This is a genomic window from Streptomyces aidingensis (assembly GCF_900112355.1).
In the GTDB taxonomy this organism is placed as follows: domain Bacteria; phylum Actinomycetota; class Actinomycetes; order Streptomycetales; family Streptomycetaceae; genus Streptomyces; species Streptomyces aidingensis.
In genome coordinates, this window is record NZ_FOLM01000011.1 from 138,489 (window position 1) to 161,865 (window position 23,377).

20 protein-coding genes and 1 pseudogene are annotated in these 23,377 nt (G+C 70.7%); 12 read left to right on the forward strand and 9 right to left on the reverse strand.

Translation table 11 applies throughout. From position 1 onward, the window contains the following. Positions 1 to 38 precede the first annotated feature (38 nt). From BM242_RS29560 to trxA, 7 genes and pseudogenes are all read left to right on the forward strand, one after another. Complete coding sequence (locus tag BM242_RS29560) at positions 39 to 2,519, forward strand: DUF6049 family protein (protein WP_093840203.1); 2,481 nt, start codon at positions 39 to 41, stop codon at positions 2,517 to 2,519. A gap of 52 nt (positions 2,520 to 2,571) precedes the next feature. Further along, a complete protein-coding gene (gene murJ / locus BM242_RS19785) occupies positions 2,572 to 4,881 on the forward strand; it encodes a murein biosynthesis integral membrane protein MurJ (RefSeq protein WP_093840204.1) in 2,310 nt (769 codons plus the stop codon). 122 nt (positions 4,882 to 5,003) lie between these two features. After that, positions 5,004 to 6,728, forward strand: coding sequence for a protein kinase family protein (locus BM242_RS19790; RefSeq protein WP_425443885.1), 1,725 nt, complete (start codon positions 5,004 to 5,006; stop codon positions 6,726 to 6,728). A 14-nt stretch (positions 6,729 to 6,742) separates the two neighbouring features. Next, positions 6,743 to 7,441, forward strand: a complete 699-nt coding sequence (gene sigM / locus BM242_RS19795) for an RNA polymerase sigma factor SigM (RefSeq protein ID WP_093840206.1) — start codon at positions 6,743 to 6,745, stop codon at positions 7,439 to 7,441. Beyond that, the gene (locus BM242_RS19800; RefSeq protein ID WP_093840207.1) at positions 7,438 to 8,319 is read left to right on the forward strand and encodes an anti-sigma factor family protein; all 882 of its coding nucleotides are present in this window, start codon (positions 7,438 to 7,440) and stop codon (positions 8,317 to 8,319) included. The genes sigM and BM242_RS19800 overlap by 4 nt, the downstream gene beginning before the upstream one ends. 154 nt (positions 8,320 to 8,473) lie before the next feature. Then, positions 8,474 to 9,454, forward strand: coding sequence for a thioredoxin-disulfide reductase (gene trxB / locus BM242_RS19805; protein WP_093840208.1), 981 nt, complete (start codon positions 8,474 to 8,476; stop codon positions 9,452 to 9,454). Between the two features lie 30 nt (positions 9,455 to 9,484). Beyond that, a pseudogene (gene trxA, locus BM242_RS19810) lies at positions 9,485 to 9,844 on the forward strand (thioredoxin); the annotation flags it as partial. Between the two features lie 61 nt (positions 9,845 to 9,905). Here trxA and BM242_RS19815 read toward each other — a convergent pair. The 9 genes from BM242_RS19815 to rpmH form a co-directional block, all read right to left on the reverse strand. Then, a complete protein-coding gene (locus tag BM242_RS19815; protein ID WP_093840210.1) occupies positions 9,906 to 10,523 on the reverse strand; it encodes a GNAT family N-acetyltransferase in 618 nt (205 codons plus the stop codon). Between the two features lie 62 nt (positions 10,524 to 10,585). After that, complete coding sequence (locus BM242_RS19820; RefSeq protein ID WP_093840211.1) at positions 10,586 to 11,713, reverse strand: ParB/RepB/Spo0J family partition protein; 1,128 nt, start codon at positions 11,711 to 11,713, stop codon at positions 10,586 to 10,588. Then, entirely contained in the window at positions 11,710 to 12,771 is a 1,062-nt protein-coding gene (locus BM242_RS19825; RefSeq protein WP_093840212.1) for a ParA family protein, read from the reverse strand. Before BM242_RS19825 ends, BM242_RS19820 begins: the two co-directional genes overlap by 4 nt. Positions 12,772 to 13,016: 245 nt before the next feature. After that, a complete protein-coding gene (gene rsmG, locus BM242_RS19830) occupies positions 13,017 to 13,763 on the reverse strand; it encodes a 16S rRNA (guanine(527)-N(7))-methyltransferase RsmG (protein WP_093840213.1) in 747 nt (248 codons plus the stop codon). Then, entirely contained in the window at positions 13,760 to 14,263 is a 504-nt protein-coding gene (locus BM242_RS19835; protein WP_093840214.1) for a Jag family protein, read from the reverse strand. The genes rsmG and BM242_RS19835 overlap by 4 nt, the downstream gene beginning before the upstream one ends. Positions 14,264 to 14,277: 14 nt before the next feature. After that, positions 14,278 to 15,429 (reverse strand): membrane protein insertase YidC, encoded by a 1,152-nt coding sequence (yidC, locus tag BM242_RS19840; RefSeq protein WP_093840289.1) that lies wholly within the window; start codon positions 15,427 to 15,429, stop codon positions 14,278 to 14,280. A 12-nt stretch (positions 15,430 to 15,441) separates the two neighbouring features. Then, complete coding sequence (gene yidD / locus BM242_RS19845; RefSeq protein WP_093840215.1) at positions 15,442 to 15,759, reverse strand: membrane protein insertion efficiency factor YidD; 318 nt, start codon at positions 15,757 to 15,759, stop codon at positions 15,442 to 15,444. Continuing rightward, on the reverse strand, positions 15,756 to 16,124 hold the full coding sequence (gene rnpA / locus BM242_RS19850; protein ID WP_093840216.1) for a ribonuclease P protein component: 369 nt from the start codon (positions 16,122 to 16,124) through the stop codon (positions 15,756 to 15,758). Before rnpA ends, yidD begins: the two co-directional genes overlap by 4 nt. Positions 16,125 to 16,148: 24 nt before the next feature. Beyond that, positions 16,149 to 16,286, reverse strand: coding sequence for a 50S ribosomal protein L34 (gene rpmH / locus BM242_RS19855; protein ID WP_093840217.1), 138 nt, complete (start codon positions 16,284 to 16,286; stop codon positions 16,149 to 16,151). A gap of 435 nt (positions 16,287 to 16,721) precedes the next feature. Between rpmH and dnaA the strand changes: the two genes are divergently transcribed. The 5 genes from dnaA (at position 16,722) to BM242_RS19880 (ending at position 23,316) form a co-directional block, all read left to right on the forward strand. Continuing rightward, positions 16,722 to 18,275, forward strand: coding sequence for a chromosomal replication initiator protein DnaA (gene dnaA / locus BM242_RS19860; protein WP_425443889.1), 1,554 nt, complete (start codon positions 16,722 to 16,724; stop codon positions 18,273 to 18,275). A gap of 888 nt (positions 18,276 to 19,163) precedes the next feature. After that, a complete protein-coding gene (gene dnaN / locus BM242_RS19865) occupies positions 19,164 to 20,294 on the forward strand; it encodes a DNA polymerase III subunit beta (protein WP_093840219.1) in 1,131 nt (376 codons plus the stop codon). A 74-nt stretch (positions 20,295 to 20,368) separates the two neighbouring features. Beyond that, on the forward strand, positions 20,369 to 21,376 hold the full coding sequence (gene gnd / locus BM242_RS19870; protein WP_093840220.1) for a phosphogluconate dehydrogenase (NAD(+)-dependent, decarboxylating): 1,008 nt from the start codon (positions 20,369 to 20,371) through the stop codon (positions 21,374 to 21,376). A gap of 49 nt (positions 21,377 to 21,425) precedes the next feature. Then, positions 21,426 to 22,598, forward strand: coding sequence for a DNA replication/repair protein RecF (recF, locus tag BM242_RS19875; protein ID WP_093840221.1), 1,173 nt, complete (start codon positions 21,426 to 21,428; stop codon positions 22,596 to 22,598). Further along, positions 22,591 to 23,316 (forward strand): DciA family protein, encoded by a 726-nt coding sequence (locus BM242_RS19880; protein WP_093840222.1) that lies wholly within the window; start codon positions 22,591 to 22,593, stop codon positions 23,314 to 23,316. Before recF ends, BM242_RS19880 begins: the two co-directional genes overlap by 8 nt. Positions 23,317 to 23,377: the final 61 nt, after the last annotated feature.

The window sequence follows — 23,377 nt, forward strand, 5'->3', positions numbered from 1 at the left end:
CCCGCGTGGTTCATGCGGCGGAGCACCCCCGACGGGCTGTGACGGCGGCAGCGCAGAGCGCGCGGAACGCGCGGAAAGCAGGGCCGACGGGGCGCGCCGGAACACCGCACCGCGCCCGGCCACGCCGCCGGTCGCCACGCACCGTCCTCATCCCGCTGCTCACCGCCATCCTGGCACTGGGCTGGCTGCTGCCGGTGCCCGCCTCCGGCGCCGAGGCGGCCCGGCCGGAGGCACGGCATCCCGCGGCCGACAACGACACTCCGGCGGTGCTCACCGTCACCGGGATCGAGCCCGCCGACCCGGACGAGGGCGACACCCTCACCGTGCAGGGCACGGTCACCAACGAGGGGGACCACCCGATCCTGGACGCGGCCGTGGACCCCCGCTTCGCGGTCCCGCTGTCCAGCCGCTCCGCTCTTGACGAGGCGCTGGGCCGCGAAGACTTCGCGCTGGAGCGGGACGGCGGCTTCGTCCAGGGCCATCCGGCGGAGCTGGAGACCATCCCCCCCGGGCTGTCCCGTTCCTTCACCCTCCAGGTACCTGTCTCGGCGCTGCAGTTCGGCGAGCCGGGTGTCTACCAGCTCGCGTTCACGGTCACCGGGCAGACCGAGGACCAGCGCTGGGGCGACCGCATCCTCGGCGTGGGCCGCACGGTGATCCCCTGGCAGCCGGGCGGCCGGGACGGCGAACCGGGGCTGCATCTGACCGCGCTGTGGCCGCTGGTCTCCACCTCGCATCTGACCGGCCAGACCCAGACCGACGAAACCCAGACCCCGCTGTTCCAGGACGATGCCCTGCTGGCCGAGATCTCCCCGGGCGGCCGGCTGTACGAGCTGGTGACGCTCGGCGCCGAGCTGCCCGTCACCTGGGTCGTCGATCCCGATCTGCTGGCCTCGGTCTCCGCCATGGCCGAGGAGTACTGGGTCGCCGGACCGGATGCCGATCCGCAGGAGCAGGTGGCCGGCCGCGGCCAGGACGTGGCCCGCGCCTGGCTGCTCCGGCTCAAGGAGGCGGTGCGGGACGCGGAGGTCGTCGCGCTGCCGTTCGCCGATCCCGACCTGGCCTCGCTGGCCCACCAGGGCAAGGAAGTGCCCGGGGTGCTCTCCCATCTGAAGTCCGCCACCGACCTGGCCGCCTCCACCGTGGAGACAGTGCTCAACGTGGAACCGGTCACCGACTACGCCTGGCCGGTGGAGGGCGCCGTGGACCCGGACATCGTCTCGGTGGCCACCGCGGCCGGCGCGGACACGGTCATCGCCCGCAGCGACTCGCTGAACAGCTACCGGGGACTCAACTACACCCCCGGTGCGGCCGGCCCGATCGGCGGCGGTACCACCGCCGTGGTGGCCGATGCCCGGCTGTCCCGGCTGTTCGAGGCGGACATGAGCCGGGCCGGCAATATCTCCCTGGCACACCAGCGGCTGCTGGCCGAGACGCTGATGATCGCCGACGAGGCCCCGGCCATGGACCGCTCCCTGGTCCTCGCCCCGCAGCGGATGCCCAGCGCCGCGCAGGCCCAGGCCATGGCGGACGCGCTGGCCGCGCTGGCCGAGCAGGGCTCCTGGGTGGACTTCGCGCCCCTTGAGGAGACCGCCTCGGCCGCACCCGACGCGGACGCCTCGTTCACCGTGCCGAAGGCGGCGCAGTACCCGGAGCGGCTGCGGGAGCAGGAACTGCCCGCCGAGGCGTTCCACGACATGCGCGACACCCAGCAGACCCTGGACCGCTTCACGGTCATCCTCACCCGGCCGGACCGGGTGGTGGTGCCGTTCGGCAACGCCATCCGCCGCGAGATGTCGGTCTCCTGGCGCGGACGTACCACCGAGGCGGCCCGGTTCCGGGCCGGGGTGGAGAACCAGCTCCAGGAGCTGACCGAGCAGGTTTTCCTGATCGAGAAGTCCCCGGTCACGCTCTCCGGCCGCAGCGCCGTCATTCCGGTGACCGTGCAGAACAACCTGGTGCAGGACGTGCAGAACCTGCGGCTGGAGCTCACTTCCAGCCGGCGCATCGGCCTGGAGGTCGTCGGCCGGCAGGAGGTCACGGTCGGGGCCGGGCTCAACCAGGTGGTGAAGTTCGAGGCCAACGCCCGGGCCAATGGCAAGGCATATCTGGAGGCCCAGCTCTACACCGCGGACGGCACCCCGTACGGCCAGGCCATCCGTTTCCAGGCGGACGTCACCTCCATCACCTCCACGGTGCTGCTGGTCATCTCGGGCGGCCTGCTGCTCGTGGTGCTGGCCGGCATCCGGATGTACACCCAGCGCAAGCGCGCCCAGGCCACCGCCCCCGAGGACGACGGCAGCAGCGGCGACGGCGCCGATGAGGCCGACAACCCCGACGACCCCGACGACCCCGACGACGCGTCCGCCGCCGGGCCCCCGCCGGGCACCGCGGCCGACGAGCGGAGCACCGCGCGAGGCGAACAGCGGCGTACTCCGCCGAGCGGTCACCTGACCGACACCGACGGCGACAGCGACCTCACCCCGGCCAGGGGTGAGAAGGTGGAGCGCAGCGAGTGAAGTGCGCGGCTGGGCCGGCCGGGCAGCCGGTGACACATGAGGTGGGGTAACGATGCGAGCGCCGTACGACCGTGAACAGGGGCCGGGAGCCGGAGGCGGGGAGCCCGCCGGGCCGCCGGGTCCCGACGGGCGCATGCCCGGCCCGCCCCCCTTCCAGGGCCAGGACGGCCCGCCCGCCGCCGACCCCTATCTGGCGCAGAGCTATACCCACGACCCCTACGCCGGGCGCGACCCGCTGGCCCAGGATCCACTCCAGGACGCCCCCTATGACCGCGCCTCGCATCCCCCGCCGCCGCCCGGCAGCCTGCCCGACCCCGGGGCCCTGTACCAGCAGCCGCACCCTCCGCACCACGGAGCGGACCCGCAGCGCTGGGATCCCGCCCCGGCACCGGAACCCGACCGTCCCGCCCGGCTGATGCCGCACGGCGATCACCCGGGAACCACCGAATTCACCGGCGTCGACGATCTGGTCGGCCGGGCCGCCGAGCGGAACACCCCCGGCCGGCCCCCCGCCGCCCCGGACCGCGATGTCTTCGCCCACCTCTACCGCGACCAGCAGGTCACCCCCCCGCCCGGGCGCCCGCCGCACCCCGGTGCGCACCCGGCGCACCCGGTGCCTCCTCCGGCGCAGCCGCCCACGGGGGCCGATGCCGCGCCGGCGCCCCCGGCCGCTCCGCCCACGGCCCCTCCCAGCGCTCCACCGCCCACGGCCCCGGCCCGGTCCCGCCGCGGCCCCAGCCTGCTGAAGTCCAGCGCCATAATGGCCGCCGGCACCCTGGTGTCCCGGGTCACCGGTTTTGTCCGCCAGTTGGTCATCGTGGCCGCGCTCGGCGCCGCCGTCCTGGGCGACACCTATGCCATCGCCTGGGCACTGCCCTCCATGATCTACATCCTCACCATCGGCGGCGGCCTCAACTCCGTCTTCGTCCCGCAGCTTGTGCGCGCGATGAAGAACGACAAGGACGGCGGCGAGGCGTACGCCAACCGGCTGCTCACCCTGATCACGGTCATCCTCACCGGGCTGGTGGTGGTGTCCGTGCTGATTGCCCCCCTGCTGATCAGGATGATGTCGGCGAAGATCGCCGACGAGCCGGCCGCCAACGAGGTCGCGGTCGCCTTCGCCCGCTACTGCCTGCCCACCATCCTCTTCATGGGCATCCATGTGGTGCTCGGCCAGATCCTCAACGCCCGCGACCGCTTCGGCCCCATGATGTGGACCCCGGTCCTCAACAACCTGGTGGTCATCTTCACCTTCGGGGCCTTCATCTGGGTCTATGGCACCCAGGAATCCTCCGCCCTCGGTGTGGACACCATCCCCGCCGAGGGAGTCCGGCTGCTGGGCGTCGGCACCCTGCTGGGCCTGACCGTCCAGGCGCTGGCCATGCTGCCCTATCTGCGCGCCGACGGCTTCCGGCTCCGCCCCCGTTTCGACTGGGCGGGCACCGGCATGGGCAAGGCCATGAAGCTGGCCAAGTGGACCGTGCTCTTCGTCTTCGCCAACCAGATCGGCCTGGTGGTGGTCTCGCAGTTCGCCACCTGGGCGGGCGAGAACGCCGAGGCGGCCGGCTACCCCGGAACCGGCTTCATCGCCTACAGCAGCGCCCTGCTGATCTGGCAGATGCCGCAGGCCATCATCACCGTCTCGGTGATGGCGGCGCTGCTCCCCCGGATCTCCCGCTCGGCCGCCGACGGCGACACGGCCGCCGTCCGGGACGACCTCTCGCACGGAATGCGGACCTCGGCCGTGGCCATCGTCCCGATGGCCTTCGCCTTCGTCGCCCTCGGCGTGCCGATGTGCACGCTGCTGTTCGGCTCGGCGGGGGAGAGCGGCGCCCGGTCCTTCGGCTACATCCTGATGGCCTTCGGCCTGGGCCTGATCCCCTTCTCCGCACAGTACGTGGTGCTGCGGGCCTTCCACGCCTACGAGGACACCCGGACGCCCTTCTACAACACGGTCATCGTCTCGGCGATCTGGATCGTGCTCTCCGCCCTGTCCTTCGTGATCCTGCCCGACCGCTGGGTGGTGGCCGGCATCGCCTTCGGCTATGGCATCGCCTATGCGCTGGGCGTGCTGGTCGCCTGGCGGCGGCTGCGCCGCAGGCTCGGCACCGATCTGGACGGCCACCGCATCATCCGCACCTACATCCGGCTCAGCGGCGCCAGCCTTCCGGCCGCCGTGCTCGGCGGCGCTGCGGGCTACGGGATCACTCAGGCACTCGGCAGCGGATTCACCGGCTCCCTGCTGGCCCTGATCGGCGGCGGACTGGTCCTGGCGGCGGTCTTCTATCTGGCGGCCCGCCGGATGAGGATCACCGAACTCACCACGCTCGTGGGCATGGTGCGGGCCCGTCTGGGACGCTGACCGGGCCCGCATCACAGCACACCCGCGTCCTGTACAACTCCTGTACAACCTACGGCAGCTCTCAGATGTCGTGCGGGGTACGGAAGTCGCGGCACAATTGACGTCAGGCAAGGGCATGGACCATGGCCGGCATCAGGGCCATTGACGGGGAGGCGGAGAAAACGGTGGCGGATCGCTCAACAGCGACAAGTCCCTCTCAGCCTCCCGCCGGAGACGGCGGGAACGGCAAGGCCGCCTCCCCGAAGAGTGAGGAGCCCGCACCGAAGACCCCGCAGGACCCCGGGGACGGGCCGCCGCCCGAACTGCACAGCGGACACCGCCTCTCCCGCCGCTACCGGCTGGAGGAGTGCATCACCCGGGTGGACGGCTTCAGCAGTTGGCGCGCGGTGGACGAGAAGCTTCGCCGGGCTGTCGGGGTCCATGTGCTGCCGGCCGACCACCGACGTGCCGACGAGGTCATCAACGCGGCCCGCGCCGCGGCCCTGATGAGCGACGCACGCTTTGTGCAGGTGCTGGACGCCGCCGACGACGGGGAACTGGTCTATGTCATCCACGAGTGGCTTTCGGACGCCACTCCGCTGGGCACCGTGCTGGCCTCCGGCCCGCTGGAGGCGCACGAGGCCTACACCTTGGTCTCCCAGCTCGCCGAGGGAATGACCGAGGCACACCGCAAGAACCTCGCTCATCTGCGGCTGAATCCCAACAGCGTGCTGCGCACCAGCGCCGGCCAGTTCCGCATCCGGGGCCTGGCCGTGGATGCCGCGCTGCGCGGCATCACCAGCGACTGCGCCCCGCGTGCCGACACCGAGGCCATCGGAGCCCTGCTCTACGCCTCGCTCACCCAGCGCTGGCCCTATCCGGAGGGCGGCTACGGGCTCGCCGGTGTCGCGGGACTGAGCCGGAACTCCCGGGATTCCCTCGCCAGTCCGGAACTGGTCCGGGCCGGTGTCCACCGGGGTCTGTCCGATCTGGCCATGCGAGCGGTGGCCAACGACGGCGCCACCGCGGCCAGCCAGAAGCCCGCGTGCACCACCCCGGAGGAACTGGTGCGGGCCATCGGTGAGATGCCCCGGATCCGTCCGCCGGAGCCGGACCCGGGCCTGCTGGCGGCCGGCTACCACCGCCCCGGGTTTCCGAACGGCGCCGTCCTTCCGCCCGGCCCGGCCACCCAGCCGGGCGCCACGCCCGCGCCACCGGCCCTTCCCGGCAAGACCGGGAAGGTTCTCAAGTGGGGCGTCTCCGCACTGTTGATCGCCGCGCTGGGGCTGAGCAGCTGGCAGATCGCCGATGCGCTGATGAAGGGGGACCCGCCGGCCAACGAGCCGCCCGTCTCCCAGGAGACCACCGAGCCGGACGACAACGCCCCGCAGCCCTCCCCCACCCCGGACCCGGTCGAGATCGCCGCCGTCCACGACTTCGACCCCTGGGGCGACGGCCAGGACCCGGACGCAGTCGGCAACGTCCTGGACGGCGATCCGGAGACCTACTGGCAGACCAAGAACTACTTCGGCCCGGGCTTCGGCAACCTCAAGGAGGGGGTGGGCCTGCTGCTGGATCTCGGGGAAAGCCGCTCGGTGAGCGCCGTAGAGGTGTCAGCAGTCGGCGGCGCTCATGATGTCCAGTTGATGGTTCCCGCGGCCAGTGCGGGCCAGGCCGGCGGAAACAGTACTCTTCCCTCCTCGCTCGACCAGTTCGCCCCGATCGCCGAGGGCTCGGGCAGCTCGCTCAGCCTCACGACGGACCAGCCAGTAGAGACTCGTTATCTTCTGGTCTGGCTCACGGATCTCCCTCAGGGGGCGGACGGGAACTACCGTGGGCGCATCACCGACATCGCGGTTACCGGCTGAGGGAGAGGCATCAGGTGGAGGGGGAGCAGACAGAGCCGGACGAGGATCTCCTCGCCCGGCATGTCGCCGGAGACCCTGACGCCTTCGGCCTCTTGGTCCGCAGACACCGCGACCGGCTGTGGGCGGTGGCACTGAAGACGCTGGGAGACCGGGAGGATGCCGCGGACGCGGTACAGGAAGCACTTCTCTCCGCCTACCGCTCCGCGCACACCTTCCGGGGCCAGGCAGCGGTCACCACCTGGCTGCACCGGATCACCGTCAACGCCTGCCTGGACCGGGTACGTCAGCGCAAGAGCCGCCGCACCTCGCCGATGCCGGAGCCCGAACGCCTGGAGGCACTGCTGGAGCCGCAGGAGTCGGCCGAGCTCCCGGTGGAGCGCCAAGACCTCCGCCGGGAGCTGCGCAAGGCGCTGGACGGGCTGCCGGCCGACCAACGGGCGGCCCTGGTGCTGGTGGACATGCAGGGCTATCCGGTGACCGAAGCCGCCCGCATCCTCGATGTGCCCGTGGGCACGGTGAAGAGCCGCTGTGCCCGGGGCCGGGCCCGGCTGCTGCCCCTGCTCCGCCATCTGCGTTCCGCGGAGCACGAAACCGCGGCCGAGCCGGCACGGAACCGGACAAGCCGCTCGTCCGTCCCATCGTCGAGACCCCCGGAAACGCCGGGCGGATCGGAGAGCGCCGGAGCCATCAAGGGCGGAGGTGAGCACGCGTGAGGGAGATCCATCCGGACCCCGCGGAGCTCTCCGCCCTCGGCGAGGATCTGCTCTCCGAGAGTGAGTCCTCGGCACTCCGCCGCCATCTCGCGGAGTGCGAGGAGTGTTCCGCCATTGCGGCCGATCTGGAGGCCCTCCGTCGGGAACTGGCCGGGCTGGAAGATCCGGGCCCGATGCCGGAGGACATCGCCGCACGCATCGATGCAGCCCTTGCCGCGGAGGCGGTTTCACGTGAAACCGACGGTCCCGCTGTTTCACGTGAAACCGAATGGGTGCAGCCGCGTACCTGGCCCTGGATGGCACTGGCCGCCGTCACCGTCCTTGCCGTACTCGGACTGGGTGGTGTGCTCCTCCAGTCCTTCTCTCTGCCTGGTTCCGGGGCGGCGGACGCAGAGGCCGGCGCCCAGATGATGGACGACGCGGACCCCGCATACGAGGAGGACAGCGCGGCCGAGGCGGGCACAGGCGACGATGTGGCATTCCGTGTCCAATCCCTCCTCTCTAGCCTCTCTCGCCGCGACACCACACCGTCGGAGGCCTCTTCCAGCGATGGTGAAGAGCAGGCCGAGGGCACCGACGGGGGCGGCGGCATCCAGGAGACCCGGCCGATGGAGGAGGAAGAGGGGGAGGCTGGAGCAGAGGAGCCCTTGCACACGGCTCCTCGCTGCGTGCTCTCCGCCACCGGACGCTCCTCCGAGACGCCACTCGCCGTGGACCCGTACTTCTCCTTCGAGGGGATGCGGGCCTATCTCGTGGTGCTTGGGCATTCGGGCGACCAGGACCTGGTAGACGCCTATGTGGTCACCGCCGAGTGCAGCTCGGGTTCCTCCCCGCAGACGGGTGAACTCCTGCATCAGCAGACCGTGGCACGGCCCTGAGAAGGGCAAGATTTCACCCGCTCCTGGCTTCAACCACCCGCCCCGGGAATGCCCGGGGCCTTAGTATCCGTTACTGGACTGAGGATCCCGCCCGGGGTCCCGGCAGGCCCTCAGAGCCCCTCCGAGACACGTCCCGAGACAAGGAAGACATGCCGTGAGCGACGTCCGCAACGTGATCATCATTGGCTCCGGGCCCGCCGGATACACCGCCGCTCTCTATACCGCACGGGCTTCGCTGAAGCCTCTGGTCTTCGAAGGCGCGGTCACCGCGGGCGGCGCCCTGATGAACACCACCGAGGTCGAGAACTTCCCTGGCTTTCGTGAGGGCATCATGGGGCCGGACCTGATGGACAACATGCGCGCACAGGCGGAGCGCTTCGGCGCCGAGCTGGTCGCCGACGATGTCACCGCCGTGGACCTCACCGGCGACGTCAAGACGGTCACCGACTCGGCCGGCACCGTCCACCGCGCCAAGGCGGTCATCGTGGCCACCGGCTCCCAGCACCGCAAGCTGGGCCTGCCGGGGGAGGACGAGCTTTCCGGCCGGGGCGTCTCCTACTGCGCCACCTGTGACGGATTCTTCTTCCGCGAGCACGACATCGTGGTCGTGGGTGGAGGTGACACCGCGATGGAGGAGGCCACCTTCCTCTCCCGGTTCGCCCGCACGGTGACGGTGGTGCACCGCCGCGATGCGCTGCGCGCCTCCAAGGCGATGCAGGAGCGTGCCTTCGCCGACCCCAAGATCTCGTTCCGCTGGAACAGCGAGGTGGCGGCGATCCACGAGGCGGAGGGGAAGCTGTCGGGTCTGACCCTGCGCGACACCGTGACCGGTGAGACCTCCAGCATTGCCGCCACCGGCCTGTTCGTCGCCATCGGGCACGACCCGCGGGTCGAGCTGGTCAAGGACCAGCTCGATCTCGACCAGGAGGGCTACCTCCAGGTCGACGCCCCCTCCACCCGCACCAACCTTCCCGGCGTCTTCGCAGCCGGGGACGTGGTGGACCACACCTACCGCCAGGCGATCACGGCTGCCGGTACCGGCTGCGCTGCCGCACTCGACGCCGAGCGCTATCTGGCGGCGCTGGCCGACCAGGCGCCCCTGGTGGAAGCGGCCGTGGTCCAGCAGACCGCCTGATTACCCGGTACAACCGTTGAGCAAAGGAGAACTGCCATGGCCGGTGCCACAATCAAGGTCACCGACGCGGACTTCGAGGAGAAGGTACTCAAGAGCGACAAGCCCGTGCTGGTCGACTTCTGGGCCGAGTGGTGCGGTCCCTGCCGCATGATCGCCCCGTCGCTTGAGGCCATCGCAGCCGAGCACGATGAGATCGTGATCGCCAAGCTCAACATCGACCAGAACCCGACGGTCACCGCCAAGTACGGCGTCATGTCGATTCCGACCATGAACGTCTACCAGGGCGGTCAGGTGGTGAAGACCATCGTCGGCGCCAAGCCCAAGGCGGCGCTGGAGCGCGACCTCGCCGACTTTCTGAGCGCCGGGGGAACCGTCGCCAAGGAGTCCTGAACGGGCCCGGCAAGCGGAAGGGCCGCGTGTTTCACGTGAAACACGCGGCCCTTCCGCTTGCTCAGGAAGGCCGCAGTACGGTGATCGGCTGGGTCGCGCCCAGCAGCCGGTCCAGCGCCAGCTCCACATCCGCCCGCCAGGAGAGCGCGCTCTTGAGGGACAGCCGCATCCGCGGATAGGTGGGGTGGGGCCGCACCACCACAAAGCCGGCCGCCTCAAGATATTCCGCTGGAAGCAGGCAGGCGGGCTCCTTCCAGCGGGCATCGCCGAATGCCTCGATGGCCCGGAATCCCCGGCTCAGCAGATCCTTGGCGACCCCCTGCACCAGCGCCCGTCCGATCCCCTGATTCTGGTGAGCCGGGACGATCCAGGCGGTCATGAGCTGCACGGCGTCGGCCGACACCGGGCTGGTGGGAAAGGTGGACGAGCGGGGAACATAGGCGGGCGGCGCATAGAGCACATAGCCCACCGGTGCCCGGTCCACATAGACGACCCGGCCACAGCTTCCCCACTCCAACAGCACGGCCGAGATCCACGCTTCCTTCTCCAGCGCGGTATGACCGGCCCGCTCGGCCGAGGCCGCACTCACCGGATCAAGTTCCCAGAACACGCAGGCGCGGCAGCGGTCGGGCAAGTCGGCAAGGTTGTCCAGCGTGAGCGGCACAAGCTGACGCCCCATGGCTCCATCGTATCCATGGGGCGAACTTCCGATGCTTGCGCTGTCCCGGTGTCGTCGACGCCTCAGGCGTCGGCCTCGTCCGCTTCATCGGCCTGGTCCAGTACCCGCCCCTCGTCCGGAGCAAGCTGGCCCAGGATGCGCTGGAGATCTTCAATGGAGGCGAACTCCACGACGATCTTCCCCTTCTTCTGCCCCAGATCGACCTTCACCCGGGTCTCGAAGCGGTCGGAGAGCCGATCGGCCAGCCGGTCCAGCGCGGGCGACACCCGCTTGCCGGCCCGCGGCGCCCGACGGCGGGAGGCCGGCGCCGAGCCCTTGGTCTGCAGCGTGACGATCTCCTCCACCGCACGCACGGACAGGCCCTCGGCCACGATCCGCTGGGCAAGCCGATCCTGTTCCTCCGCGTTGTCCAGCGCCAGCAGTGCCCTGGCATGCCCGGCCGACAGCACCCCGGCGGCCACCCTGCGCTGAACCTCCGGAGAGAGCCGCAGCAGCCGGATGGTGTTGGTCACCTGCGGCCGGGAACGGCCAATACGGTCGGCGAGCTCGTCATGGGTGCAGTTGAAGTCCCGCAGAAGCTGGTCGTAGGCAGCGGCCTCCTCCAGCGGATTGAGCTGTGCCCGGTGCAGGTTCTCCAGCAGGGCATCCAGCAGCAGTCGCTCGTCCTCGGTCTGGCGGACGATTGCGGGGATGACCTCAAGGCCGGCCTCCCGGCAAGCCCGCCAGCGACGCTCGCCCATGATCAGCTCATAGCCGGGGCCGGCTCCGTCACCATCTGCCGGGCGCTCCGTCGGACGTACCACCACGGGCTGCAGCAGGCCGACCTCCTTGATGGAGGCGACCAGCTCTGCCATGGCGTCCTCATCGAAGTTGTCCCGCGGCTGCCGGGGATTCGGGGTGATGGAGTCCACGTCCAGCTCGGCGAAACGGGCACCCGCAACCCCATTCACCGGCTCCATGTCCTGCACCGCCGCCGCAGGGGTCTGGCCATCCGCAGCCACCGGCCCCGTGCCACCGCCGGTCACTGCGGAAGAGACACCACGGCCCATGGCCATCCCGGTCAGTGCCCCGGGCATCGCTCCGGACGACGGTGCGGCGCCCTCGTCCGTCGCCTCACCGTCACCGGCCGATGGTGCCTGCGGGATCAGTGCTCCCAGCCCGCGGCCGAGCCCTCTGCGTCGTTCACTCACTGCGGCCCCTCCACCGTGCCGTGCTGGATGGACTGCTGCGCGCTCTGTCCGCGCAGCGCGATCTCCCGGGCCGCCTCCAGATAGGAGAGGGCACCGCTGGAGTTCGGGTCGTAGGTCAGGACCGTCTGCCCATAGCTGGGGGCCTCGGAGATCCGGACCGAACGGGGAATGTTGGTGCGCAGTACCTCCTGCCCGAAGTGGGTCCGCACCTCCTCGGCCACCTGGGAGGCCAGCCGGGTACGGCCGTCGTACATGGTGAGCAGAATCGTCGAGACATGCAGCCTGGGATTGAGATGGCCACGCACCAGATCGACGTTGCGCAACAACTGGCCCAGGCCCTCCAGCGCGTAGTACTCGCACTGGATCGGGATGACCACCTCGGCACCGGCCACCATCGCATTCACGGTCAGCAGGCCGAGCGAGGGCGGGCAGTCGATCAGGATGTAGTCCAGGGGCTGCTCATAGGCTTCGATGGCGCGATGCAGCCGGCTTTCCCGGGCCACCATGGGCACCAGCTCGATCTCCGCACCCGCCAGGTCGATGGTGGCCGGGGCACAGAACAGCCCTTCCACATCCACCACCGGCTGGACCACCTCGGAGAGCTGCTTGCTCTCCAGCAGCACGTCGTAGATCGAGGGAACATCGGCATGGTGGTCAATGCCCAGTGCGGTCGACGCATTGCCCTGCGGGTCCAGGTCGATGACCAGCACCCGGTTGCCGTGCAGGGCGAGTGATGCCGCGAGATTGACAGTGGTGGTGGTCTTGCCGACGCCGCCCTTCTGGTTGGCGACGATCATGATCCGGGTCTGCTCGGGCCGCGGCAGGGCGCCCTGGGTGCGATGCATCATCTCCACTGTCTGCTGCGCTGCGCGCCCACCACCCACACCGGTGGGAGGAGGCGCACTCTGCGCGATATCGACCGCGCCGCCGGGGGCATCCGCTGACTCTGCCCGGGGAGCGGGGACCGGCTCGGCCGTCGGCCCCGCGGTATTGGCGTCAGACCGCAATGGTTCACTCTCCTCGACATGCACGGCCTTCGTAGGTTCAAAGCCTGCCATGCGGAAGGGCCGCTGAACCAGCGAAGCCGACTGCCCTGTGGACAAAGCGGCGGATGGATCCGTGGTTTTGCGCCGTTCCCGGGTGGATGCCGCCCGGCCACGGCCGATAATGCCCCGGAGATGGCCCCGCGTGATCGGAAGTTTCACGTGAAACACGATGCGGGCCGGTCCCCGCAGGGCCCGGCCCGACACACCGCCACCGCCGAAGCGGACGCCGGTATGGACTAGCGATATCCCAGTGACATCTAGGGACGACGGCGCCGCTGACGGCCTGCGCGCGCCGCCTTGGCCCGCTTGGCGGCGAAGCGCACACCGCCGGGGCTCTCACCCACCTCCACACGCACCACGGTGGAGGGTGGATCCACCACGCCCGTGCCGACATGGATCACCGAGGCGGACACCACTCCGAGCTTGCCCAGCGCAGCCCGGCATGACTTCAGCTCCTCCGCGGCGGTGTCACCCTTGAGCGCCAGCATTTCACCGAAGGGCCGCAGCAGCGGAACACCCCAGCCGGCCAGCCGGTCCAGCGGGGCCACGGCCCGCGCCGTCACCACATGAACAGGCTTGAAGGTGCCGAGCACCTCCTCCGCCCGCCCCCGGACGACCCGGACGTGGTCCAGCCCCAGCAGCTCGACCACCTGCTCCAGAAACATGGTGCGGCGCAGCAGCGGCTCCAGCAAGGCGATCTCCAGGTCCGGCCGGACAAGCGCCAGCGGAATGCCGGGGAGGCCGGCCCCCGAGCCGACATCGCATACCGAGACACCCTCCGGAACCGCCTCGGCAAGCACCGCGCAGTTCAGCAGATGCCGCTCCCAGAGCCGGCCGACCTCCCGAGGGCCGATCAGACCGCGGGTCACCCCGACATCGGCAAGCAGCTCGGCATAGCGCACCGCATCCGCGAGCCGGTCGCCGAAGACCCGCTCGGCCGCCTCGGGCGGAGGGGGCAGCTCGGTGGAGCCGTGTGCCGACGGCCCCGGTCCGGCTCCGGTCACGGCAGAACGACCACGCGCCGCTGCGGCTCCTCACCCTCGGACTCGCTGCGGAGCCCGGCGACCTTCACCGCGTCGTGGATGACCTTGCGTTCGAACGGGGACATCGGCTGAAGCTTGACCGGCTCCCCGGACTCCTTCACCTGCTCCACGGTCTCCCGGGCCAGCGTGGTCAGCTTCTCCCGCTTCTTGGCACGGTGCCCCGCGATGTCGAGCATCAGCCGGCTGCGCTCCCCGGTCTCCCGCAGCACGGCCAGCCGGGTGAGCTCCTGCAGCGCCTCCAGTACCTCGCCGTCCCGCCCCACCAGGCGCTGAAGGTCCCGGGCCGGCCCCTCGGTGATCACGGACACCGATGCCCGGTCGCCTTCGACATCCATGTCGATGTCGCCGTCCAGATCGGCGATATCGAGCAGCCCCTCAAGGTAGTCGGCCGCGATCTCCCCCTCCTGCTCCAGGCGGGACAGGGCGTCGGTACTCCCGGCGGTCGAGGTGGTGTCCGCCACGTCGAGGCTCCTTCTCACTTCTTGGTCTTGGCTGACGACGGCTTGCGCTTGCCGGGCTGCGAGCGCTTGGCCGCGCCGTTCCGGCTCTGTCCGGTACCACGGCCGCCACCGGAGCCGCCGCCCGCGGACCGCGGCGCCTGCTCCTTGGCCGCCGGGTCCGGCGTCTTCTCCTGCTGCGGCGCGCCCGGCCGGTCGGGCCCCGCCTTGGCGGCCTGGGGCCGCTGCTGCGCCCCGCCCGACTGACGCTTGGCCTTGGTCTGCCGCTTGGGCTGCTGCCGGGTCACCCGCGCCCGCTCGGTGGCCTCCCGCGCCTGGGCCTCGGCCGGGTCCTCCTTCAGCTTGCCCTTGCGCCGCAGGCGCTCCTGCCGCTGCTGGTAGGCGATGCTGCCCGGGGTGGGGTTGCGGACGATCACGTACATCTGCTGGCCCAGGGTCCACACGTTGGTGGTCAGCCAGTAGATCAGCACGCCGACCGGGAAGTTGATACCGAAGACGGCGAACATGATCGGGAAGATGTACATCAGCATCTTCTGCTGGTTCATGAACGGCGTCTTGACCGTGAGGTCCACGTTCTTCGTCATGAGCTGGCGCTGCGTGAAGAACTGGGACAGCGACATCAGCACGATCATGATGACCGTGACGACGCGCACATCGACCAGCGAGGCCCCCAGCTCGCCCAGCTTGTCCGCCGAGTCCATGAACTTGGCGGCGATCGGGGCACCGAAGACGGTGGCCTCCCGGGCCTGCTCCACCTGCTCGGCGTCGGTGAGCACGCCCACCGTCTTGTTCTGGGCGATGTGGTTGAGCACCTGGAACAGCGCGATGAAGAACGGCGACTGGGCCAGAATCGGCAGACAGCTCGAGAAGGGGCTCGTACCGGCTTCCCGGTAGAGCTTCATCATCTCCTCGGACTGCCGCTGCCGGTCGTTCTTGTACCGCTCCTGGATCTTCTTGAGCTGCGGCTGCAGCGCCTGCATGGCGCGGGTCGCCTTGATCTGCTTGAAGAAGAGCGGGATCAGCAGGATCCGGACCACGATCACCAGCGAGACGATCGACAGGCCCCATGCCCATCCGCTGTCCTCGGGGAAGACCAGACTGTAGAGGCTGTGGAACTGGACGATGATCCACGAGACAGCGATATAGAGGGGACTCAGGATCGTATTGATCGTGTCCACGGGTCAGGCTCCTTGGGCAGTTGTATGAGTCCGGGTGGCCCCGCCCGCGGACTCGGTTCGGGGGGACCCCAGGCGGGCACGGATGCGCTGATGCCAGACCGGATGCTTCCGGGCCGGCACATGATCGACACCGCCCCGCGACCAGGGATTGCAGCGCAGGATCCGCCAGGCGGTCAGCGCCGTCCCCTTGATCGCGCCATGCCGGTGGATCGCCGTGTACCCGTAGTGGGAGCATGACGGGTAGTAACGACACACCGGCCCGAGCAGCGGACTGATGGTCCACTGGTACAGCTTGATCAGCAGCAGCAGTGGGTACTTCATGTCCGTACCCCTCCCAGCAGCCGCTCCAGCGCGGCGTCGAGGTCCCGGCCCAGGTGCGCATAGTCGGCGGTGCCGGACCCGGGCAGCGCCCGGACTACGACCAGGCTACCTGCGGGCAGCCGGTGCAGACGGTCCCGTATCAGATGACGCAGCCGCCGTTGCACACGATGACGGACCACCGCGTTGCCCACGGCCTTGCTCACGACGAAACCCGCACGCGGTGGAGGAGTGGTCTCCTCCCCGGCGTGCGGGTCCGTACCTCTGATCAGATGGACGACGAGATTCCGCCGCCCTGCCCGGCGCCCCCTGCGTACCGTGGCCGCGAAGTCCTCGCGCCGCCTCAGTCGGTTCTCGGGGGGCAGCACCGCATGGACCGGGGATCAGGCAGCTCAGGCCGACAGTCGGGCGCGGCCCTTGCCACGGCGGTTGGCGATGATCGCGCGGCCGGCACGGGTCCGCATGCGCAGGCGGAAGCCGTGGGTCTTCGCGCGACGCCGGTTGTTCGGCTGGAAGGTGCGCTTGCTCACTGCGGGCTCCAGATTGGTCGTCGTGGGTGATGCGGGTGGTTCGGAAATGATGCGGAAGGGTGTCGTGATCCCTGCCGACCGGCCGGCACCGTGCGCCCACGAGGAGCCCGCCACACCGCGGAGGGGTGTCCCGCTCCGGGGGTCTGCCCATCGAAGGCAGGCGGCATCAGCCGTCGGCATCTCGACCGTGCAACGGTACGCGCGCCGGGTCCTTTCGGTCAAACCGCCGCCGGTCCCTGAGCCGTCTTTCGGGTTTGTACACAGGCTGTGGACAATGACTTGATGTGCCTGCGCCGGGCTGACTACCGTTGCTGAACTCGCGGCCGAGTCACCGCCCGGCGCCCGTCCCCCGAGTTCCCGCGGAAATGAGAGAGCGTGCCCGTGGCTGACCTACCTGCCGATCTTGCCGCAGTGTGGCCCCGCGCGCTCACCTGGATGCTGGCCGAGGGCAAGGGGCTGGAGCGCAAGGATCACCGCTGGCTGGAAGACTGCCAGCCGCTCGCCCTGGTCTCCGGCACCGCCCTGCTCGGGGTGTCCAACGAGTACGCCAAGAGCGTGCTGGAGGGGCGGCTGGCCCCGCTGCTGGGCGAGGCGCTCAGCCGGGAGTGCGGCCAGCCGGTGCGGCTGGCCATCACCGTCACCGCCCCGCCCCCGCCGCCCCCGCCCGCGGAGACCCCGGCGGGGTACGACACCGCCCCCGCGCCGCCCGTGGAGAGCGAGCGCCGGCCGCTGCCCGCCCCGCGCGAGCCGCAGCCTCCCCCCCGGCCCGCCTGGCGGGAGGGCTACGACCCCTACCAGTCCTATGAACGGCACGGCTACGAGCAGCAGCAGTTCGAGCAGCCCCAGCCCTTCGACCAGTACGAACAGCGGCCGGCGGCCGGCGGCCCGCCCGACCGGCGGTCCGAGCGCCAGACGCCCGCGGCGGCGCCGGGCGAGCCGCGGCTCAATCCCAAGTACCTCTTCGACACCTTTGTCATCGGCGCCTCCAACCGCTTTGCGCACGCCGCCGCGGTGGCGGTGGCCGAGGCCCCGGCCAAGGCGTACAACCCGCTGTTCATCTACGGCGAGTCCGGCCTGGGCAAGACGCATCTGCTGCATGCCATTGGGCACTACGCCCGCAGCCTCTATCCCGGCACCCGGGTGCGCTATGTGAGCTCGGAGGAGTTCACCAACGAGTTCATCAACTCCATCCGGGACGGCAAGGCGGACGCCTTCCGCAAGCGCTACCGGGACATGGACATCCTGCTGGTGGACGACGTCCAGTTCCTGGCCAGCAAGGAGTCCACCCAGGAGGAGTTCTTTCACACCTTCAACACCCTGCACAACGCCAACAAGCAGATCGTGCTCTCCTCGGACCGGCCGCCCAAGCAGCTGATCACCCTGGAGGACCGGCTGCGCAACCGCTTCGAGTGGGGTCTGATCACCGATGTCCAGCCGCCGGAGCTGGAGACCCGGATCGCGATTCTGCGCAAGAAGGCGGTGCAGGAGCAGCTCAACGCGCCGCCCGAGGTGCTGGAGTTCATCGCCTCCCGGATCTCCCGCAACATCCGTGAGCTGGAGGGGGCGCTGATCCGGGTGACCGCCTTCGCCAGCCTCAACCGACAGCCGGTCGACCTGGCGCTGACCGAGATCGTCCTCAAGGACCTGATCCCGGGCGGCGAGCACGCCACCCCGGAGATCACCGCGGAGGACATCACCGCGGCCGTGGCCGACTACTTCGGGCTCTCCGTGGAGGATCTGGAGGGCTCCTCGCGCAGCCGCATCCTGGTCACCGCCCGGCAGATCGCCATGTATCTGTGCCGTGAGCTGACCGACCTGTCGCTGCCCAAGATCGGCCAGGCGTTCGGCGGCCGGGACCACACCACGGTGATGCACGCCGACCGCAAGATCCGGGCCCTGATGGCCGAGCGGCGCTCCATCTACAACCAGGTCACCGAGCTCACCAACCGGATCAAGAACGGCGTCGAGTCCGACCCGCGGGGCCGCTGAACCGTTCTGGGCTCTCGTGAGCCCTTCTGAGCCCTTCTGGGTCCTCCTGGGTCCTCCTGAGCACCCCTCGCCACCCCCGGCCGCCGCCCGACGGGCCGTGCGGGCGCTCCGTGGCCGCTTCCCGCGAATCGAAAAGCCCCTGAGACAGCTCAGGGGCTTTGTTCGATTACTGGGCCGGGCAGGGGAGTTGTCCACAGAATCGGCGGATTTCCGGTGTCCACACCCTGTGCACGGCCGGAGTTGTCCAGAATCCTGTCCACAGGCCATCGGCTTCATGGGAATCTGCGCAGGTCACCACCCTGTGGATTTGTGGAGGACGGAGATCCACAGGCTGTGGACAGTGTGGATGCACGACCGGTCGTGCGCAATGGTTGTCCACTGCCCACGGGAGGTTGCCCACAGGGGAAGCCCAGTTGTACACAGCCGGTCCACAGCTTCATCCACTGTTCGGCAACGCGAAGGGGTCTCTCACCGGCAGGAGTGAAACAGCTCACACGAATCTGACGGGACCCCTGTGGGCAACTCCCCGTTTTCTGGGGACAAAGCTGTGGGCAACCTGGGGAAGCCTGGGGACAGGGTGTGGACAGCCGCTCGTCATCCACAGCACCCCCCGGGTCATCCACTGCTCCACCCACAGGCCATGTGGACAAAAAACCGGGTCTGACCTGCGGATACGGAGTTATCCACGGTTTCCACAGGCCCTACTACTACCACTACAGATATAGACCGGCGCGATCGATTCGAAGTGGGGGCTGTGCACAACCCGGCCCGGGCACGGCATACCCGGCCCGACGCGACTTGACTCCTGCGGGCCTCTTCTGTCAGCGGTGTGCGTCAGACTGGTGCCTGCCAGTCGAGAGCAGCCAGCTACAGCAGGAGGCGGCCGAAGTGAAGATCCGGGTGGAACGCGATGTGCTCGCGGAGGCGGTGGCATGGGCGGCACGCAGCCTGCCGGCACGCCCGCCGGTTCCGGTTCTCGCGGGCCTGCTGCTGAAGGCGGAGGACGGCACCCTCAGCCTCTCCGGCTTCGACTACGAGGTCTCGGCACGGGTGTCCGTCGAGGCCGAGGTCGAGGAGGAGGGCACGGTCCTGGTCTCCGGCCGGCTGCTGGCCGACATCTCCCGGGCGCTGCCGAACCGCCCGGTGGAGCTCTCCAGCGACGGAGTGCGGGCCCAGCTGGTCTGCGGTTCCTCCCGGTTCACCCTGCACACCCTGCCGGTGGAGGAGTACCCGGCGCTGCCGGAGATGCCGGCCACCACCGGCACCGTCCCCGGCGAGGTCTTCGCCGCGGCCGTCGCCCAGGTGGCCATCGCGGCCGGCCGGGACGACACCCTGCCGGTGCTCACCGGTGTGCGGATCGAGATCGAGGGGGACACCGTCACCCTGGCCTCCACCGACCGCTACCGGTTCGCGGTCCGGGAGTTCCTGTGGAAGCCGGAGAGCCCCGACACCTCCGCGGTGGCCCTGGTGCCCGCCAAGACGCTGCTGGAGACGGCCAAGTCGCTCAGCGCGGGCGAGTCGGTCAGCCTGGCCCTCTCCGGCGCCGGAAAGGGCGAGGGGCTGATCGGCTTCGAGGGCGCCGGCCGGCGCACCACCACCCGGTTGCTGGAGGGCGATCTGCCCAAGTACCGCACCCTCTTCCCCACCGAATTCAACTCGGTGGCGGTGCTGGAGACGGCGCCGTTCGTGGAGGCGGTCAAGCGGGTGGCGCTGGTCGCGGAGCGCAACACCCCGGTCCGGCTCAGCTTCGAGCAGGGCGTGCTCACCCTGGAGGCCGGCTCCAGTGACGATGCACAGGCTGTGGAAAGGCTCGACGCACAGCTCGAGGGCGAGGACATCTCCATCGCCTTCAACCCCGGCTTCCTGCTGGAAGGGCTGAGCGCCATCGATTCCCCGGCCGCCCAGCTCTCCTTCACCACCTCCACCAAGCCGGCGCTGCTCAGTGGCCGTCCGGCGGTGGATGCCGAGGCGGACGAGGCGTACAAGTACCTGATCATGCCGGTCCGGCTCAGCGGCTGACGGCCGCCAGTCGCCCCGGTGCGACTGAGCGGCGGAACCCCACAGGTGAGCACCGGTGCCCGGGCGTAGGCTCGATGGCCGGGCTGCCCGGAGCCGGCCAGGGCCGGAGCCCGCGGGCGGCGCGGCGCAAGGGAGCGCTCACCTCAAGGAACCACCAGAAAGGCCCGTATCCCATGGAGCTCGGTCTCATCGGCCTCGGCAGGATGGGCGGCAACATGCGCGAGCGCATCCGCCGCGCCGGCCACACCGTCCTCGGCTATGACCGCAACGCCGGCCTCGCCGATGTCCACAGCCTGAAGGATCTTGTGGACGCGCTGGCGGCCCCGCGGGTGGTGTGGCTGATGGTCCCGGCCGGGGAGGCGACCCGCTCCACCATCGCCGAGCTGGCCGGTCTGCTCTCCCCCGGCGATGTGGTGGTGGACGGCGGCAACTCCCGCTGGACGGACGACGAGACCCATGCCGCGATGCTGGCCGAGCGCGGCATCGGCTTTGTGGACTGCGGCGTCTCCGGCGGTGTGTGGGGCCTGGAGAACGGCTACGCGCTGATGTACGGCGGTGAGGCCGCGCATGTGGCCCGGGTGCAGCCGGTCTTCGACGCGCTCAAGCCGCCGGGCGAGTTCGGGGCGGTGCACGCCGGCCGGGTCGGCGCCGGGCACTTCGCCAAGATGGTGCACAACGGCATCGAGTACGCCATGATGCAGGCCTTCGCCGAGGGCTGGGAGCTGCTGGAGGCGGCCGGCCCGGTGACGGACGTCCGGGAGGTCTTCCGCTCCTGGCAGCAGGGCACGGTGATCCGCTCCTGGCTGCTGGACCTGGCGGTGCGCGCCCTGGAGGAGGACGAGCATCTGACCGCGCTGCGCGGTTACGCCCAGGACTCCGGTGAGGGACGCTGGACGGTGGAGGCGGCGATCGAGCACGCGGTGCCGCTGCCGGCCATCACGGCCTCGCTGTTCGCGCGGTTCTCCTCGCGGCAGGACGATTCGCCGCAGATGAAGATGATCGCCGCGCTGCGCAATCAGTTCGGCGGCCACGCGGTCACCTCGGCCGCCCCGGAGAGCGGCGGCGCCGGCAGCGGGAGCTGACGGGCCGGCCGGCGGCGGGAACGGACGTGAAGGAGGCGGAAGGGGCACCGTGCATGTGACGCATCTGTCGCTCGCCGACTTCCGCTCCTATGCCGGGGCGGAGGTCGCGCTCGGCCCCGGGGTGTCCGCCTTCATCGGCCCCAACGGCCAGGGCAAGACCAACCTGGTGGAGGCGGTCGGCTATCTGGCCACCCTGGGCAGCCACCGGGTGGCCTCCGACGCCCCGCTGGTCCGGGCGGGAGCCGAGCGCGCGGTGATCCGGGCCGCCGTGGTGGAGGGGGACCGCCGCCAGACGGTGGAGCTGGAGCTGCTGCCGGGCCGGGCGAACCGCGCCCGGATCAACCGCTCCGCCCCGGTCCGGCCGCGCGAGGTGCTGGGCATCGTGCGCACGGTGCTGTTCGCCCCCGAGGACCTGAATCTGGTCAAGGGCGATCCGGACGGCCGCCGCCGGTTCCTGGACGAGCTGGTGATGGCCCGCGCGCCCCGGATGTCGGGGGTGCGCGCGGACTACGACCGGGTGCTGCGCCAGCGCAACACCCTGCTGAAGACGGCCGCCATGGCCCGGCGGCACGGCGGCCGGTCCATGGATCTGTCCACCCTGGACGTCTGGGACCAGCATCTGGCCCGGGCCGGGGCCGAGCTGCTGGCCCGGCGGCTGGCGCTGGTGGAGGCGCTGGAGCCGCTGACCGGCAAGGCGTACGAGCAGGTGGCGCCGGGCGAGGGCCCGGTGGGCATGGAGTACCGGGTCTCCCCGCCCCCCGGCGCCGGCCAGGACGTTCTGGGCACGGCGGCCGGCCGGGCGCCGCACGGCGAGTCCCCGGCCGCCCTGTGCGAGCGGCTGCTGGCCGCGCTGCGCGAGGCCCGCCCCCGGGAGCTCGAGCGCGGGGTGACGCTGGCCGGTCCGCACCGGGACGATCTGGTGCTGCGGCTGGGGCAGCTTCCGGCCAAGGGCTATGCCAGCCATGGCGAGTCCTGGTCGCTGGCGCTGGCGCTGCGGCTGGCCAGCTATGCGCTGCTGCGCGACGAGGGCCCGGAGCCGGTGCTGGTGCTGGACGACGTGTTCGCCGAGCTGGACGCGCGGCGGCGGGAGCGGCTGGCCGAACTGGTGGCTCCGGGGGAGCAGGTGCTGGTGACGGCGGCGGTCGCCGAGGACGTGCCGGCGGTCCTCGCCGGCACCCGGTTCACCGTCTCCGGCGGCCGGGTGGAGCGTGCCGATGCCTGAGCTGCCCGGCCTGCGGCAGCCGCCCGCCGTACACCCTGCGGACCAGCCGGGTCCGGCCGGGCCCACCGGGCCCACCGGGCCCACCGGGCCCACCGGACCGGCGGCCTCCGCGGCCGGCCGCCCGGGGGAGTCCGCTCCCGGTGCTGCGGAGGAGGCAGCCGCGGCCGGTGGGCCCGCACCGCCGGAGCTGACCGGGGTGGATCTGGCCCGGGTGGCGCTGCGGGCCGCAAAGGAGCGGGCCCGGGAGCGCGGCGCCGGCGCCCGGCAGGCCGGGGTGGTGCGCCGGGGCGGGCGCCGCCCGGTGGTCGGCGGCGACGGCCGGGACCCGCTGCCGCTGGGCGCCGCGCTGGAGAGGCTGACCGCGGAGCGCGGCTGGGAGCTGCCGCTGGCGGTGGGCGGGGTGATGGGCCGCTGGCCGGAGATCGTGGGCGCCACCAACGCCGAGCACTGGCGGCCCCGGCATTTCGACGAGGAGTCCCGCACGCTGACCGTGCTCTGCGACTCCACGGCCTGGGCCACCCAGCTCCGGCTGCTCGCCCCGCAGGTACTGGCCCGGCTGAACCAGGATCTGGGCCGGGACAGCGTGCGCCTGATCCGGGTGACCGGTCCCGGGAGTCCCGGGGGCAGCGGTGGTCACGGAGGCAACGGAAGAGCGGGCGGCGGGGCCGGCCGCTGGCGGGCGCCCGGCAGCCGCGGCCCCGGCGACACCTACGGCTGACACTCTTCCGGGCGGGCCCCGCCGCGGTGGCCGGTCCCTGTCGGGTGATCCGTGGACCCGC